This is a genomic window from Micromonospora sp. DT229 (assembly GCF_049844505.1).
GTDB lineage: Bacteria > Actinomycetota > Actinomycetes > Mycobacteriales > Micromonosporaceae > Micromonospora.
On record NZ_JBNCLD010000001.1, the window covers coordinates 290,414 to 305,411 of the forward strand.

At 71.1% G+C, this 14,998-nt stretch carries 15 protein-coding genes; 6 read left to right on the plus strand and 9 right to left on the minus strand.

Features of this window, described 5'->3' with window-relative positions; all coding sequences use genetic code 11:
• Window positions 1-93: 93 nt before the first annotated feature.
• Window positions 94-963 carry a PAC2 family protein gene (locus ACLQ2T_RS01410; protein WP_425764154.1) on the plus strand — a complete coding sequence of 290 codons (870 nt, stop codon included), beginning with the start codon at window positions 94-96 and terminating at the stop codon, window positions 961-963.
• Window positions 964-1,097: 134 nt separating this feature from the next.
• Entirely contained in the window at window positions 1,098-1,889 is a 792-nt protein-coding gene (locus tag ACLQ2T_RS01415; RefSeq protein WP_425764155.1) for a GntR family transcriptional regulator, read from the plus strand.
• A gap of 92 nt (window positions 1,890-1,981) precedes the next feature.
• On the opposite strand, the gene mshC is transcribed toward ACLQ2T_RS01415, so the two are convergent.
• The 4 genes from mshC to ACLQ2T_RS01435 form a co-directional block, all read right to left on the minus strand.
• Entirely contained in the window at window positions 1,982-3,229 is a 1,248-nt protein-coding gene (mshC, locus tag ACLQ2T_RS01420; protein ID WP_425764156.1) for a cysteine--1-D-myo-inosityl 2-amino-2-deoxy-alpha-D-glucopyranoside ligase, read from the minus strand.
• Between the two features lie 64 nt (window positions 3,230-3,293).
• Entirely contained in the window at window positions 3,294-4,112 is an 819-nt protein-coding gene (locus ACLQ2T_RS01425) for an SCO1664 family protein (protein WP_425764157.1), read from the minus strand.
• A complete protein-coding gene (locus ACLQ2T_RS01430) occupies window positions 4,109-4,684 on the minus strand; it encodes a DUF3090 domain-containing protein (RefSeq protein WP_425764158.1) in 576 nt (191 codons plus the stop codon). The genes ACLQ2T_RS01425 and ACLQ2T_RS01430 overlap by 4 nt, the downstream gene beginning before the upstream one ends.
• A gap of 133 nt (window positions 4,685-4,817) precedes the next feature.
• Window positions 4,818-5,522 (minus strand): histidine phosphatase family protein, encoded by a 705-nt coding sequence (locus ACLQ2T_RS01435; protein WP_425764159.1) that lies wholly within the window; start codon window positions 5,520-5,522, stop codon window positions 4,818-4,820.
• 553 nt (window positions 5,523-6,075) lie between these two features.
• On the opposite strand from ACLQ2T_RS01435, the gene ACLQ2T_RS01440 reads away from it, so the two are divergent.
• Window positions 6,076-6,675 carry a hypothetical protein gene (locus ACLQ2T_RS01440; protein ID WP_425764160.1) on the plus strand — a complete coding sequence of 200 codons (600 nt, stop codon included), beginning with the start codon at window positions 6,076-6,078 and terminating at the stop codon, window positions 6,673-6,675.
• Between the two features lie 333 nt (window positions 6,676-7,008).
• On the opposite strand, the gene ACLQ2T_RS01445 is transcribed toward ACLQ2T_RS01440, so the two are convergent.
• On the minus strand, window positions 7,009-7,845 hold the full coding sequence (locus tag ACLQ2T_RS01445; RefSeq protein WP_425764161.1) for an undecaprenyl-diphosphate phosphatase: 837 nt from the start codon (window positions 7,843-7,845) through the stop codon (window positions 7,009-7,011).
• Window positions 7,842-8,894 (minus strand): LLM class F420-dependent oxidoreductase, encoded by a 1,053-nt coding sequence (locus ACLQ2T_RS01450; protein ID WP_425764162.1) that lies wholly within the window; start codon window positions 8,892-8,894, stop codon window positions 7,842-7,844. Before ACLQ2T_RS01450 ends, ACLQ2T_RS01445 begins: the two co-directional genes overlap by 4 nt.
• A gap of 138 nt (window positions 8,895-9,032) precedes the next feature.
• On the opposite strand from ACLQ2T_RS01450, the gene ACLQ2T_RS01455 reads away from it, so the two are divergent.
• Both ACLQ2T_RS01455 and ACLQ2T_RS01460 read left to right on the plus strand, forming a co-directional pair.
• Window positions 9,033-10,004 carry an aldo/keto reductase gene (locus ACLQ2T_RS01455; protein WP_425764163.1) on the plus strand — a complete coding sequence of 324 codons (972 nt, stop codon included), beginning with the start codon at window positions 9,033-9,035 and terminating at the stop codon, window positions 10,002-10,004.
• A 71-nt stretch (window positions 10,005-10,075) separates the two neighbouring features.
• Window positions 10,076-10,267 (plus strand): DUF5703 family protein, encoded by a 192-nt coding sequence (locus ACLQ2T_RS01460; protein WP_013734349.1) that lies wholly within the window; start codon window positions 10,076-10,078, stop codon window positions 10,265-10,267.
• 25 nt (window positions 10,268-10,292) lie between these two features.
• Here ACLQ2T_RS01460 and ACLQ2T_RS01465 read toward each other — a convergent pair whose 3' ends face one another.
• Window positions 10,293-11,018, minus strand: a complete 726-nt coding sequence (locus ACLQ2T_RS01465; RefSeq protein ID WP_425764164.1) for a YoaK family protein — start codon at window positions 11,016-11,018, stop codon at window positions 10,293-10,295.
• Between the two features lie 285 nt (window positions 11,019-11,303).
• On the opposite strand from ACLQ2T_RS01465, the gene ACLQ2T_RS01470 reads away from it, so the two are divergent.
• Window positions 11,304-13,322, plus strand: a complete 2,019-nt coding sequence (locus tag ACLQ2T_RS01470; RefSeq protein WP_425764165.1) for a LuxR C-terminal-related transcriptional regulator — start codon at window positions 11,304-11,306, stop codon at window positions 13,320-13,322.
• Window positions 13,323-13,390: 68 nt separating this feature from the next.
• On the opposite strand, the gene ACLQ2T_RS01475 is transcribed toward ACLQ2T_RS01470, so the two are convergent.
• Together ACLQ2T_RS01475 and ACLQ2T_RS01480 are read right to left on the minus strand one after the other, a co-directional pair.
• Entirely contained in the window at window positions 13,391-14,536 is a 1,146-nt protein-coding gene (locus ACLQ2T_RS01475; RefSeq protein ID WP_425764166.1) for a cupin domain-containing protein, read from the minus strand.
• Entirely contained in the window at window positions 14,520-14,762 is a 243-nt protein-coding gene (locus ACLQ2T_RS01480) for a hypothetical protein (protein ID WP_425764167.1), read from the minus strand. The genes ACLQ2T_RS01475 and ACLQ2T_RS01480 overlap by 17 nt, the downstream gene beginning before the upstream one ends.
• Between the last annotated feature and the right edge of the window lie 236 nt (window positions 14,763-14,998).

Sequence of the window (14,998 nt, forward strand, 5' to 3'; positions counted from 1 at the left end):
TGTGAGGGACTACAGCGACATCACCATGCACGGCGGGCGAACGATCGGGGTCGATCCCCGGAGCGCCCGTGACGCGCGGGGTGAGGTGACGGCGTGACCGAATTCGACGGGCTGCCGGTGCTGCGGTCTCCGGTGGCCATCGCCGCCTTCGAGGGCTGGAACGACGCCGCCGACGCCTCGACCGCCGCAGTCGAACACCTGGAACAGGTGTGGCAGGCCAAGCAGATCACCGAACTCGACCCGGAGGACTTCTACGACTTCCAGGTCAGCCGGCCCACCATCACGATGTCCGACGGGGCCACCCGGCGGGTGGAATGGCCGACGACCCGTTTCGCGGTGGCCAGCCCGTCCGGCACCGAACGAGACGTGGTGCTCATCCGTGGCATAGAGCCGAGCATGCGCTGGCGCACCTTCTGCGAACAGGTGCTGGAGATCTGCCACAGTCTTGAGGTCGAGCGGGTGGTGCTGCTCGGCGCGCTGCTGGCCGACGTCCCGTACACCCGACCGCTGCCGATCAGCGGTAGCGCCTCCGACGCCGATGCCGCCAAGCGCTACCAACTGACCCCCACCCGGTACGACGGGCCGACCGGCATCGTCGGGGTGCTGCACGACGCCTGCACCCGCGCCGAGGTCGACGCGGTGTCCTTCTGGGTGCACGTGCCGCACTATGCCAACAATCCGCCCTGCCCCAAGGCGACCCTGGCCCTGCTGCACCGGGTCGAGGAGGTGGTCGACCTGCCGGTGCCGATGGCCGACCTGGCCGAGGAGGCCGCCGAGTGGGAGCAGCGGGTACGCAGCGCCGCCGAGCAGGACGCCGAACTCGGCGAGTACGTGCGTGAACTGGAGGAACGGGTCGGTGACGCCGGCATCACCCCGTTGACCGGGGACGAGATCGCCCAGGAGTTCGAGAAGTACCTGCGCCGCCGAGGCGGTTCCGCAGGCCCCACCGCCGGCTCCTGGTAGACACGTTTTCTCGCAGGCCCCGGGCGACGTCGCCCGGGGCCTGCTTCGGTATTCGCCGCCAGGTTTGTGACCACAGGGGTGGCGAGGGTCACCCCGCGTAGGGCATCCTAGGAACCTAGCTGATAGGGGTCCGGATGCAGATCAACCCGGGGGCGGCGGAGTTTCCGCACCGACAGATCGCCGCGCAGCTCAAGACACAGATCCGGCGCGGGGACTGGGGGCCGGGTGAGCGGCTGCCGTCGATCCCGGCCATCGCGGAGATGTTCGGGGTGGCCAAGCAGACCGTGCAACGCGCCGTCGACCAGCTGCGGGTCGAGGGGGTCCTGATCACCAAACCCGGCTCCGGTACGTACGTCCGTGGCACCCGGCGGCGACTCAACCGGCTGTCCCGGGGGCGCTACGGCGGCTTCCGCGGCTACCACACCGACCTGGCCGCCCGGTACCGCCAGCAACTCGTCTCCGTCGGCCGCTCCCCCGCCCCACCGGAGGTGGCGGACGCCTTCGGCGTACCGGACGGCACCGAACTGCTCTGCCGCCGTCACCTGGTGCGTACCGAGGACTCCCCGGTCGAGGTCGGCGCCTCCTGGTTCCTACCCGCGGACACCGCCGGCACCACCCTGGAACGCGCCGAGGCGTTCGGCCGCCCGCTCTACCAGGAGGCCGAGGAGGCCACCGGACGGCGGTACGCGACCGCCACCGACACGATCACCGCCCGCCAGCCCAGCCGGGAGGAGGCGGAGACCCTCCAGATCCGCCCCGACACCCCGGTCCTGCACCTGCTGCACGTGGCCTACGACGCCCACCGCAAACCCATCGAGGTGGCCCAGGCCACCTGGCCCGGCCCGGTCACCACCCTCACCGAGGAGTACAAGATCCCCGCCCCCACCCCAGACCCCCACCCCGACCCCGGCCTGGTCCTGGGCTGACCCTCCCCCACCCTCCCGCAGCCTCGCCCGCCCTGCCCGCCCCGCCCGCCCCGCCCGGCCGCGGGAGCGGGGTGGGCGGGGTGGGAGGGGTGTCAGAGGTGGATGCCGAGGAGGGCGTCGAGGGTGGTGGTGAAGAGGGCGGGGGCAGTGGGGTCGGCGGAGGGGGCCGTCGAGGCGGACAGGGTCCGGTCGGCCCACTCGTCGGCCAGCCGGAGGGCACCGGGCGAGTCGAGGTCGTCGGTGAGGCGGTCGCGTACGGCTGCCAGGAAGGCCTCCCCGGACGGGCCGGCGGGCGCGGCGGCGGCCCGCCGCCAACGGTCCAGGCGCTGGTACGCGGTGGTCAGCAGGTCATCGGTCCACGACCGGTCGGCCCGGTAGTGCCCGGAGAGCAACGCCAGGCGTACCGCCATCGGGTCCACCTTGTCGGCGCGCAGCCGGGAGACGAAGACCAGGTTGCCCAGCGACTTGGACATCTTCTCGCCGTCCAGGCCGATCATTCCGGCGTGCACGTAGTGCCGGGCGAAGGGCGCCGCCCCGGTCAGCCGCTCGGCGTGCGCGGCGGAGCACTCGTGGTGCGGGAAGATCAGGTCGTTGCCGCCGCCCTGCACGTCGACGGTGTTGCCGAGCAGCGCCAGGGCGATCACGGTGCACTCGATGTGCCAGCCCGGCCGACCCCGGCCCAGGTCCCCGCCGGGCCAGGAGGGTTCGCCCTCGCGGGCGCCCCGCCACAGCAGCGGATCGAGGGGGTCGCGCTTGCCGGCCCGATCCGGGTCACCGCCGCGTTCCGGGAAGAGTTCCAGCATCTCGGCCCGGGACAGGTTGGACTCGTAGCCGAACCGGGGAACGGCCGAGATGTCGAAGTAGACGTCGCCGGTGCCGTCCTCCAGCGTGTACGCGGCGTCGTCCTTGAGCAGCTCCAGCACCTTCTCGGCGATCTCCGGGATCGACTCGACCGCACCGACGTAGTGCGCCGGTGGGATGATCCGCAGCGCCTCCATGTCCTCCCGGAACAGCGCGGTCTCCCGCATGGCCAGGACCTTCCAGTCCTCGCCGTCCCGCTCGGCGCGTTCCAGCAGGGGGTCGTCGATGTCGGTGACGTTCTGCACGTACCGCACCTCGTGGCCGGCGTCCCGCCACATCCGCTGCACCAGATCGAACGTGATCATGGTGGCGGCGTGACCCAGGTGGGTGGCGTCGTACGGGGTGATACCGCAGACGTACATGGTCGCCGGGCCCGACGGTTCGGTCGGGTGCACAGCCTGCCGGGCCGTGTCGAACAACCTCAGCGCCCTGCTCCTGCCCGGCAAACGTGGCACCTCGTGCCCCACCCAAGACTCCATGACCGTCAGCCTAACCAGACCGGAGTCGCGCCCACGTCCAGCCGGGGGTGATCAACACCTCAGCTCACAGCGGGGGCCACGGCACCGACGGCCAGTCCCGGGAGGGCTGTGGAAAACGACCGTGCCGGCACAGCCGGTCGACCCGGGCCGCCAGTTCGGCGATCTCACTGAGGGTGAGGTGTTCGGTGAGTTCGGCGCCGAGGGGGCCGCGTAGTTGACCGGCGAGCCGGTCGAGCACCTCGACGGCGTCCGCGGGCAGGGACCGCCCGGCCCAGCCCCAGAGCACCGTACGCAGCTTCTCCTCGACGTGGAAGCTGACCCCGTGGTCGACCCCGTAGATCCGGTCCTCGGGACCGACCAGGACGTGCCCGCCCTTACGGTCCGCGTTGTTGATCACCGTGTCGAGCACCGCCAGCCGGGCCAGCCGGGGGTCGTCGGCGTGGGCCAGGGCGTACGGGGTGCCGTCGTCGTCACGGGCCGTGGCGACCGGGATCCACCGGGGTGGCACGGCGTCGGCCGGCACGAACCCGACCAGGGGTTCGACCTCGTCCGGTTCGTCGATCCACAGCTGACACGAGCCCGGCCCGAAGGGCCCGTCCCGCAGCACGGTCGGCGGCACCAGATCCCAGCCGGTGGCCGCCGACACCAGGTAGGCGGCGACTTCCCGGCCGGCCAGGGTCCCGTCCGGGAAGTCCCACAACGGACGCTCGCCACGCACCGGCTTGTACACGCAGCGGGCGGTGACGCCGTCGAGGGTGAGCACGGCCCGCAGGGTGGTGTTGGAGGCGTCGACCAGTCGCCCCTCGACGGTCAGTTCGCCGTCCCGCAGCAGGCGCAACGCGGCGCCACCGTCCTGTCGGGGGGTCACGCCGGACGAGGTCACCGGTGATAGCCGTTGTTTCGGGGGCAGAGGTGACCCGCCGGGTCGAGCGGCTGGCCGCAGAGGGGGCAGGGTGGACGACCGGCGTTGACCACCCGCCGGGCCCGTTCGATGAACTCGCGGGTCGCCTCCGGGGTGAGCCGCACGCGGAGCCGGTCGAGGTCCTCGTCGGGCTCGACGTCCTCGGGCTCGTCCTCCTCGGACTCGCCCAACTCCACCTCGGCCTCGGGTTCACCGACCGCGATGGCCTCGATCACCACGGTGGCGGTGTCCGCGTCGAAGGCGAGGCCCAGGGTGCCGACCCGGAACTCCTCGTCGACCGGTGTCTCCAGCGGCTCGTTGTCGCCGATCGAGGCCGGTGCCTCGGGTAGCTCCACCCCGAACCGGCGCTGCGCCTCGGTGAGCAGTTCCTCCAACTTCTCGGCCAGCAGCGAGACCTGGACCTTCTCCAACGCGACGCTGACCAGCCGGCCGCCGCCGCGCGCCTGGAGGAAGAACGTGCGCTCCCCCGGCGGCCCGACGGTCCCGGCGACGAACCGCTCCGGCGGCTCGAAGGCGTGCACCTGGTGCGTCATACCCACGACCCTATCCGGCGGCCCCAGGCACCGCGCACCCCACCGACCCGATTTCCGGTACGCTCCCCGGCCCGCCTGGCGGCCCGTCCATTGCACCGGTTCGTCGTCCGGTCACCGGGGCGGGCCGGGCGACTCACCGGCCGCCTCCGGCTCCACCGCCGACCGCCGCGTCCGAGTCGGTGGGTCGGCTGGTCCGCCGACGCCGCTTACGCTGCGGCGGGACCAGCCCGGCCAGGTCTCCGCCGACATCGTTGAGGCGCAGCAGGAAGGGGCGCAGCGGGGTGTACCGGATCGCGGTCACCGACGCCGGGTCCACCACGATCCGCTGAAAGAAATCAAGGTGTACGCCGAGAGCGTCCGCCACGATCGCCTTGATCACATCGCCGTGGCTGCATGCCAACCAGACCGCCTCGGGACCGTGCTCGGCGGTGACCCGGGCGTCCCAGCCGCGTACCGTGGCGACGGCGCGAGCCGCCATCTGAGCCATCGCCTCCCCCTGCGGGAAGACCGCGGCGCTGGGATGCTGCTGCACCACCGGCCAGAGCGGCTCCTTGGCCAGCTTCTTCAGCGGCTGTCCCTCCCAGGCGCCGTACCCGCACTCGATGATCCCCTCCTCGAGCACCGGCGAGGCCTGCGGCAAGGCCAGTTCGAGGGTGCGCCGACAGCGGACCAGGGGGCTGCTCACCACGGCCGCCAGGGGCAGTGCGCGAAGCCGCTCACCCACCGCGGTGGCCTGGGCCTGACCGGTCTCATCGAGATCGACCGGTTGCCGGCCGGCCAGTCCACCATCGGCGTTCGCGGTGGTACGTCCGTGCCGCAGAAGCAGAAGTGTCGCCACGTACCCCACCCTAGGCCGCCGACGCCCACCGGTGGTCTTCCGCACCGTCGGCACCATCCGAACCGCCGTACCCGGTCAGTGGCGATACGGCTTGCGGGTCGACGGTGGCTTCATGCGCCCGCTGCGTACCGTCCGTGGCGTTTGGCCGCCGCCTACCCGGGTGCGCGGATTGCCGGCATCGGGCGGACGTTTGGGCGGTGGTGGCGGATTCGTCGGGCCGGCTCGGCGGAATGCGGAGCGGATGCCCGGCGTTGGAATCGGTGGCCGAGCAAGTAGGGCCACGCAAGCGGCAGCGGTCACCGAACCCCGATGCGGTACCTTCCCCTCGCCGCCGCCGGTGACCGCCCGCCCGCCCTAGCTCGGCCGCGAGCGCCGACGACCTGCGGGAATGACCCACCCCGGTAGGTCGTTGCACCTGATCCGGCGCCGCGAAGACCCCTTGGTCCGCCGCCGGAGATCCCGCTGTCTCGCTCTGTGCGCCATGACGGCGCTGGTGTCGCCCGCCGATCCCCCTTCGCGTCGGCGACACCCGACCCCCGAATGGAGCTTCGCCATGAACACCATGCTGCGTAAGAGCGTCCTGGCCCTCGCCGGTCTCACCGTCGCCGGTGGCCTCGCCGCCGGCCCGCTCAACCACGGCACCGCCGACACCACCGAACCGACTCCGACCACCGCCACCACGGCCACCGTCGCGCAGGCCACCAAGCCCGACACCACCAAGCTGATCCCGCACGGCGTGCAGGGCGACCAGTCCCGCATCGACCTCGACGACGAGCAGGTCGCCAACACCAAGGCGATCATCGCCGCCACCAAGAAGAACGGCATGGACGAGCGCGCCGCGGTCGTCTCCATCGCCACCGCGTTGCAGGAGTCGAAGCTGGAGAACCTGGGTCACCTCGGTGACCGCAACGACCACGACTCGCAGGGCCTGTTCCAGCAGCGCCCGTCCAGCGGCTGGGGCACGGTGGATCAGATCACCGACCCCGAGTACTCCACCACCGCCTTCCTCAAGGGCCTCAAGCAGGTCGACGGCTGGCAGAACATGCCCCTGACCAAGGCCGCCCAGACCGTCCAGGTGTCGGCCTACCCCGACCACTACGCCCAGTGGGAACAGCAGGCCGCCGACCTGGTCGCCCAACACTGGAACAGCTGACCCCGACAGACATTCCTCCACAGGGGGAGCAAGAACTGTTGGCCGGCACCCGAACCCGGGTGCCGGCCAACAGCCGTCTTCACTCCCCCCACCACCCCGACGGTGCCCGCCCCAAGCCCCACCGCACCGCACCGCACCGCCGCACCGCACCGCACCGCACCGCACCGCACCGCACCGACGACACCCGACCAGCTCCCCACCTCCGGCCAGGTCGACGAAGGCCGACCAGGTCGGGCTGGGGCGACCGTGCCCGGCGTAGGGATCAAGCCTGACCGCCCGAAGCCGGACACGGTCGCCCCAGCCCCAAACCGCAACCACCGAACAAAAACCGACTCAGGTAGCGCTGATCGTCCCGGTCATCAGAAGGGCCAGGACGAGGGTCCCGACCGCCACCCGGTAGAGCACGAAGATGTACAGGGTGTGGTGGGCGACGTAGCGCAGCAGCCAGGCGATGGCCGCGTACCCGACCGCGAACGCGATGAGGGTGGCGACGACCATCTGCGCGACGCTGGGCACCGAGGTGCCGGGGGCGGCCGGTTCGAAGACGTCGCCCAGGCTGAAGATGCCGGACATCACCACGGCCGGGATGGCCAGCAGGAAGGAGTAGCGGGCGGCGGTCTCCCGGGTCAGGTTGAGGAACAGGCCGAAGGTCAGCGTCGCCCCGGAGCGGGACACCCCGGGGATGAGGGCCAGCGCCTGGGCGAAACCCATGACCACGCCGTCGCGCAGCCGGAAGTCCTTCAGGGTCCGGGTCTGCCGGCCCCAGTACTCGGCGAAGGCCAGGATGAAGGCGAACACGATCAGGGTGGTGGCGACCACCCACAGGTTGCGGGCGGTCTCCCGGATCTGGTCCTTGAACAGGACGCCGAACAGGCCGATCGGGATGGAACCGACGATCACGTACCAGCCCATGCGGTAGTCGAGGCTGCTGCGTACCGAGGAGTCCCAGATGCCGACGACCCAGGTTCGGCCGATTCGCCAGATGTCCTTGGCGAAGTAGAGCAGGACGGCCGCCTCGGTGCCCAACTGGGTGACCGCGGTGAAGGAGGCCCCGGCGTCCTGGTCGAAGAAGATCGCCGAGGTGATCCGCAGGTGCCCTGACGAGCTGACCGGCAGGAACTCGGTCAGTCCCTGGACGATGCCCAGGACGATGGCTTCGATCCAGGTCACTCCCCGACTCCTGAGAGTTCCAGGGCCTCGGCGACGGTACGCAGGGTCTGCACTCCGCTGTCCCGGTCGGCTGCGAAGAGGGTCACCGAGAGGGTGGTCACTCCGGCCTCGGCGTACTGGCACATCCGGTCGGCGATGCGCTCCTTGGGGCCGAGCAGGGAGGTGCGGTCGATGAACTCCAGCGGCACCGCGGCGGCGGCGTCCCGCTGACGCTTGGCCAGGTAGAGGTCCTGCACCTCGCGGGCGGCGTCGCCGTACCCCATCCGGGTGGCCAGCTGGTTGTAGAAGTTCTGCTGCCGGCTGCCCATGCCGCCGACGTACAGGGCGGTGTACCAGCGGACCAGTTCGGCGCAGGAGTCGACATCGTCGCCGACCACGACCGGCACGGAGGGCACCACGTCGAACCCGGCGAGTTCCTTGCCGGCCCGGGCCCGACCGGCGGTGACCGAGGCCAGTTGCTCCTGGGCGAACTCCGGGGCGTAGAAGATGGCCAACCAGCCGTCGGCGATCTCACCGGCCAGTTCCAGGTTCTTCGGGCCGACCGCGGCCAGGTAGATCGGGATGTGCTCGCGCGGCGGGTGGAAGCCCAGCCGCAGCGCCTTGCCGGGGCCGTCGGGCAGCGGCAGGGTGTAGAACTGGCCGTCGTAGGCGACCTCCTTGCGGGCCACCGCCAGCTTGACGATGTCGACGTACTCCCGGGTCCGGGCCAGAGGCTTGGCGAAGCGTACGCCGTGCCAGCCCTCGGAGACCTGCGGACCGGAGACCCCCAGGCCGAGCCGGAACCGGCCGCCGGAGAGCGCGTCGATGGTGGCGGCCGTCATCGCGGTCATCGCCGGGGTCCGGGCGGGGATCTGCATCACGGCGCTGCCGATGTCGATCCGCTCGGTCTGCCCGGCCATCCAGGCGAGCATGCTGGGCGAGTCGGAGCCGTACGCCTCGGCCGCCCACACCACCGAGTAACCGAGCCGGTCCGCCTCCTGAGCCAGGGCCAGATGATCAGCCGGTGTGCTCCACGCTGTCTGGTATCCGAGGCTTAGCCCGAGTCGCACAGAGTCCTCCCCTATCCGCAGTCGCATCAGGTTACGCAATCGCGGCGGTGGGGACGATCACCGGCTCACCCCGAATCGCCAGCAGACTCGACAGGAGCGAGGATATCCGTCTGGCCCGGTTCGAAATAAGGTTCAACCATGCAGCAGCGACCGCTCGGCCGAAGCGGGCTGGCGGTTTCCCGGCTCGCGCTCGGCACCATGACCTGGGGCCGGGACACCGACGCCGACGACGCGGCCGCCCAACTGAAGAGTTACCTCGACGCGGGTGGAAACCTGGTCGACACCGCCGACGTGTACGGCGACGGTGACGCCGAGTCGGTGATCGGCTCGCTGCTGGGCAGTCTGGTGCCGCGCGAGGAGTTGCTGATCGCCACCAAGGCCGGTCTGCGGCCCGGCGGCAGCCGGCGTCGGGACGGTTCCCGGGGGCACCTGCTGCGCACCCTGGACGCCTCGCTGCGTCGGCTGGGCACCGATCATGTCGACCTGTTCCAGGTGCACGGCTACGACCCGCAGACCCCCCTGGAGGAGACCCTGGCCGCGCTGGACCACGCGGTGGCCAGTGGCCGGGTCCGCTATGTCGGGGTGTCGAACTTCTCCGGCTGGCAGACCGCCCGGGCGGCGGCCTGGCAGGCGGCCTGGCCGGGGCGGGCCCCGGTGGTGGCCGCCCAGGTGGAGTACTCCCTGCTGGAGCGGGGGGTGGAACGGGAGGTGCTGCCGGCCTGTGAGGCCCTGGGGTTGGGGGTGCTGCCCTGGTCCCCGCTGGGTCGCGGGGTGCTGACCGGTAAGTACCGTCACGGCCGACCGGCGGACTCCCGGGCGGTGTCGCCGCATTTCGAACGGTTCGTCGCCACCTACCTGGAGCCGCGCTGTTCCAGCATCGTGGAGGCGGTGGCGACCGCCGCGACCGGCCTGGGGGTGTCCCCCCTGGAGGTGGCGCTGGCCTGGATCCGGGACCGGCCCGGGGTGACCGCCCCGATCCTCGGCGCCCGCACCTGCGGGCAGTTGCTCGGCGCCCTTCAGGTGGAGCGGATGACCCTGCCCGAGGAGATCACCACGGCGTTGGACGACGTCTCGGCGCTGGAGGTCGGCTACCCCGAACGGGACGGCTGATCCGGGTACCTTTCGCGCCAGGTCAGCGGCAAGGTGGCGCCGGAGGGGTCGGGCTGGGCAGCATAGGGTCCATGGACTACGAATACGCGCCGCTGCGGCTGCCGCCGAACGTCGACCGGTTGACCGCCGCGGCGCAGTTGGCCATCCAGGCGGAGTTCTCCGGCTGGGAACTGGCCCGGGTACGGCTGTACCGGGACGGCACCCGGCAGGTGGTGCTGCGTCGCCGTCGGGTCAACCAGCCGCAGCCGGGACTGTCGTACTGAGAGTGGTCGCCGACCCACCGGTTGATCATCCCCGGTGGCGGATCAGGGGCGCCACGGCCAGCAGGGCCAGGGTCGCCCAGGCCGGCACCCACAGCGGTCGCTGCTGGGCCAGGGTGCCGATCCCGCCACCGCAGGCGTAACCGGCGAGGGTCAGCAGGCCGAGCAGGAAGCCCTTTCTGGCTCTGCCGCGGCCCTGGGGCGGGCCGAGCAGCCAGCCGACGATCCGTTCACCGGTCTTCGCCACCGTGCCCGACTGGTAGGTGATGGTGGTGGCTATCCCGGCGGTGCGGACGAACAGGGTGGCCAGGGCACCCATCGCGAACCCGCCGACGGCGGCCAGCAGGGCCCGAAGCCGGGGGTTGTCCCGGCCGTACTCGAACACCACGTTGAGGGCCCCCCAGAGCGCTACCGTGGCCACCGCCAGGGCCAGGCCCCGGGAGACCGGGGTCCACCGACTCTGCACCGCGCGCAGCCGGGTGGTCAGGCCCGTCCCGACCACGAACGCCACCATCGAGGCCGCCGCCGTCGGCCAGGCCGGATGCCCACCGGCCGGTCCGACCCCCAGGAACAGGACATTGCTGGACTGGTTGCCCACGAAGGCCCCGTACCGCAGAAAGGCGAAGGCGTCCAGAGTTCCGGCGACCACCGTGCTCGCCCCCAGGACGAGGATCGGATGGCGGAACTCGCGGTAGACGTCCGCCGGATCGGCCCCGATCCGATTCCCCCCGACGGGCGGTTCGGCACTCGACATCGGTTCTCCACACCTGGCTGTCTGTTCGGGCGGTCCGGCAAGTCATGCGTCGTTACGACCGGTGCCGATGACTTCGCAACTTACCGAACCCGGGTCACCGAAAGGACGGATACCACCGGATGTCCCGGTATTCGAATTCGGCCCACCGACAGCAGTGGATCGGAGTTTTCCTCGCGATTTCCCGTCCGAATCTCCCGCCCGCCTGGTTAGCCTCCCCTTAACGGCTCACCGACGTCCAGACAGGCCCGGAGAACCGAATTCGGGGAGGCATTGACGGTGATTCCGATGCCCGAGACATCCGTGCAGCGTCCCAAGATGTCCACCGGCGGGTCACCGGCGACCAGCGACATTCAGCGGTACCTCGTACGGATGGTCGCTCTTGCGGACGCGCCCTGCGAACTCTGGTTCCTGGAACGGTTGCTGGCCCGCGCGGGTGTCGGCACCCGGCTGGCGCTGGAGACGGCCGTGGAGGAGCTGATCGCCCGGGGAACCCTCGTCGACGGCCCGACCGGGCTGCGGCTGGCCTCACCACGACTGCGCGAGGGGGTGCTGGCGGAGCTTCCGCTGTCGATGCAGCGAGGACTGCACGAGAGTGCCGCCGAGGTGCTGGCCGAGGCGGGCCACCCGGCCCCGGCCGCCCGCCAGTTGCTCCAGGCCATGCCGACCGTGGGCCAGGACGTCCGGACGTTGGCGGCCCGGCTGGCGACCGATCCGGCGGTCAGCCCCACCCTCTCGGCGGACCTGCTGCTGGCCTGCGGCGCACCCGGCACGGCCGATCACCAGCTGGACTGGCTGGTCGCCACGGCCGACAACCTCTTCCTCGCCGGACGGCTGCCCGAGGCCATGCTCCTGCTGCGCACCGAACTCGCCGTCGCTCGGTGCGCCGCACACCAGCGGGCCCTCCTGTTGGGCCGACTGGGCGCCTACCACGCCACCCAGCGCCCCTCACTGTCGATGAGCTACCTGGAGCGGGCCCTGGAAGAACACCTGAGCGGTGCCGAACGGAGCTGGACCCTGGCCATGCGGGCCTCGGTGGCCGCCCGGTTCGGCTACCCCGACAGTGGTGACCTGCTGGTCGAGGCGCAGCACGCGCACCGCAGGGCCCCGGCCCCCGAGGGCGGGATCCAGCTGGCCCTGGCGCAGGCGGCCCAGGCCACGGCCGGCGCCGACCTGCCCCGGGCCGCGCGGATCCTGCGGGAGGTCGACACAGGCGCACCGGGGGCCCGCAGCCAGTTGGTCTTCCTGCGGGTGGACCGGATCGCCAACCAACTCTCCCTCGGCCAGTTCACGGACGCGCGAAGCGCCCTGGAGGCGGTCAGCGACGAGATCGACACCCTGGGTGGGGTGGCCCGACCGCTGGTCACCGCCCTGGACTGTGTCGCCCGCCTGGCGGTGGGCGAGTTCGCCGAGGCCGCGGCGCGGGCCCGGTTGGCCCTGGAGGATCCGGTGGCCGAGGCGCTACCCGAGGAGGCCCGGGCCACCCTGCTCGGCACCGTGCTGGAGGAGCTGCTGCGTCGCGACGAGGTCTCCATGGCCCGGGCCCTGCTGGCACCGGAGAAACCCGCGTTGGACTGGCCGGACGGCTTGCAGTGGTTTCGTCTGGGGGCCGCCGCGGCCGCCGATCCGGAGCCCGAACGGCACGCCCCGCTGCTGCGGGCGATGCTGCGGATGTCGCACCGGGCGGCGGCTCCCCTGCTGCTGGTGCCCCACCACGGTCCGCGACTGGTCCGCACCGCCCTGCTGCTCGGCGACCGCCGACACGCCCAGATCCTCGCCAGCCACCTCAAGCGGGTCGCCGGCACGGTGAACAACCGGCTGTGGCAGGGCATCGCCCACCAGGCCGACGGGATCATCAGCGGCGACCCGGCGGCACTGGCCACCGCGGTGGCCCGGCTGCGGACCACCGCGGCCCGTCCGGCGCTGGCCGACGCGATGTTCGACCTGGGGCGCTCGCCGCACCTACCGCGGCGCGAGGCGGTAGACGTACTCGACGAGTGCGCCGCCCTCTACACGCGCCTCGGCGCCACCGGCGACCACGATCGGGCCCGGCAGCTGCGCCGCCACCTCGCCACCGGTACCCGCGACCGGTCCCCGGCCCGGCCGGACGGGGTCCAGGCCCTCACCCCCGCAGAGGCGCGGGTGGCCGAGCTGCTCGCCGGGGGTGCTACCAAACAGCAGGCCGCCGCCGAGCTGTTCGTCTCGTTCCACACCGTGGACACCCAACTGCGGGCGATCTACGCCAAGCTCGGCATCCGTACCCGGGTGCAGTTGGCCCGCCTCTGGGACGCCCATCGACCCTCCTGAACCCAGGGCCCGGCCGGCAAGGCGGACGCCACGACCCGCTGGCAGGTCGTGGCGTCCGTAGCCGCTGGTCAGTGCCGCTGCACGGCGTTCTTCACCTTGGGCAGGACCTCGATGACCTGCCGCTGCATGTTCAGGGTGTCCGCGACCACCTGTGGCGGTACGTTCGCCAGCCACTGTGCCAGCGACATGTCCTCGAACTTCGCGGTCCGGAACAGTTCCAGGTACACGAACGGCTCGTCGCCGAGGTTCTCGATGTAGTGGCCCAGCGAGACCGGCACGTAGCCGACGTCACCGCGTTGCAGGTTGAAGGTCCGGGCCGTGGAGCCGCCGCTGAACACCCCCATCCGGCCCTGACCGGAGATGACGTACTGCATCTCGGCGCCGTTGGGGTGCCAGTGCAGCTCCCGCATCGCCCCCGGCTCCAACTCCACCATCGCCACCGTGGTGGTGGTCGCGGCGGCGAAGTTGGTCGAGTCGGCGATGCGTACGCTGCCGCCCTCGAACCGCTCCGGGGTCTGCGACAGGAAGGCGTGCTTGAAGGTACGCGGAACATCGCCGGTGGGGCTGAAGACCCGCTGTTCGGCCAGGGGCGGCGGCACCTGCCCGTGGAACATGTACTTCTCGCGTTCCGGCAGGTTGCGCATCTGTTCCTCGGTCCAGCCGAAGTTCTTCGCGATAACCGACCTGGGCACGTGCGCGAGGAAGTCGGTCAACTGGAAGGTGGCGTCCTCGGAGTAGCACCCGTCGTCGAAGACCAGGAGGAACTCCATGCCCTCCTCGAAGGCCTGGATGTAGTGCGGGATACCCGCCGGGAAGTACCAGAGGTCGCCCTCCTTGACGTCTTCGAGGAAGTTGCGTCCCTCCTGGTCCACCGCCCCGATCCGGCCGCTGCCCTTGAGCACGATCGACCACTCGGACTGGATGTGCCAGTGCAGTTCCCGGTACGCCCCCGGGTCCAGCTTCATGTCGATGATCGCCAGGTCGTGCGCGATCGGCAGGAGCCGGTCGGTGATCTCCCGGGTCCAGCCGCCGCTCTCCCGGCGGGTGTGGGCCAGCGAGAAGGGAAACACCATGTTGGGCAGCAGGCCGTCGTCGGTCGACGGCGGAGTGACCAGGTCGGGGTGGGTGTCGTCGATCGCCGGGTTACGCGGAAGGGTGCCCACCAGCGACCCGCCGCCGTTGGATCCCATGCCGAACTCATCGGACTTGCGCATCGCGAACAACCTCTCGTTGAGGGGCCGCCATGGTGGCGTCCCGGGACGGAAGAAAGAGCGCGCGGACACGTCCACCCTGGAGCGCGACTGCGAGCGGGATCGCGGCACAGAGGAACGCGAGTGCCGTGATGCTCCAGATCGGCGCGTCGATGGCGACTCCGGCGGCGGCCAGAGCGGCGAACGAGTAGAGCTTGACGCGCAATCTGGCCATGGAGACCAGATCCATGACGGACCTCCTCAGGAGTCGCGGGAAAGGCGCCGACAAAGAAGTGGCCGTCCATGGTGCGACGGCACGGCTGGGTGCCTACCTGTGATCCTGGCCAGCAATCGGCGTACGCGGAATCACGCGATCGCGCCATTCGGCGGAATCCGTCGGAGCGACGAAAGGACGGAAGAATGCGGCGTTTACCGGATCAGGCGTCCGGGTAGAGTGCGCGATGTCCAATCGTCAAGGCAGAACCG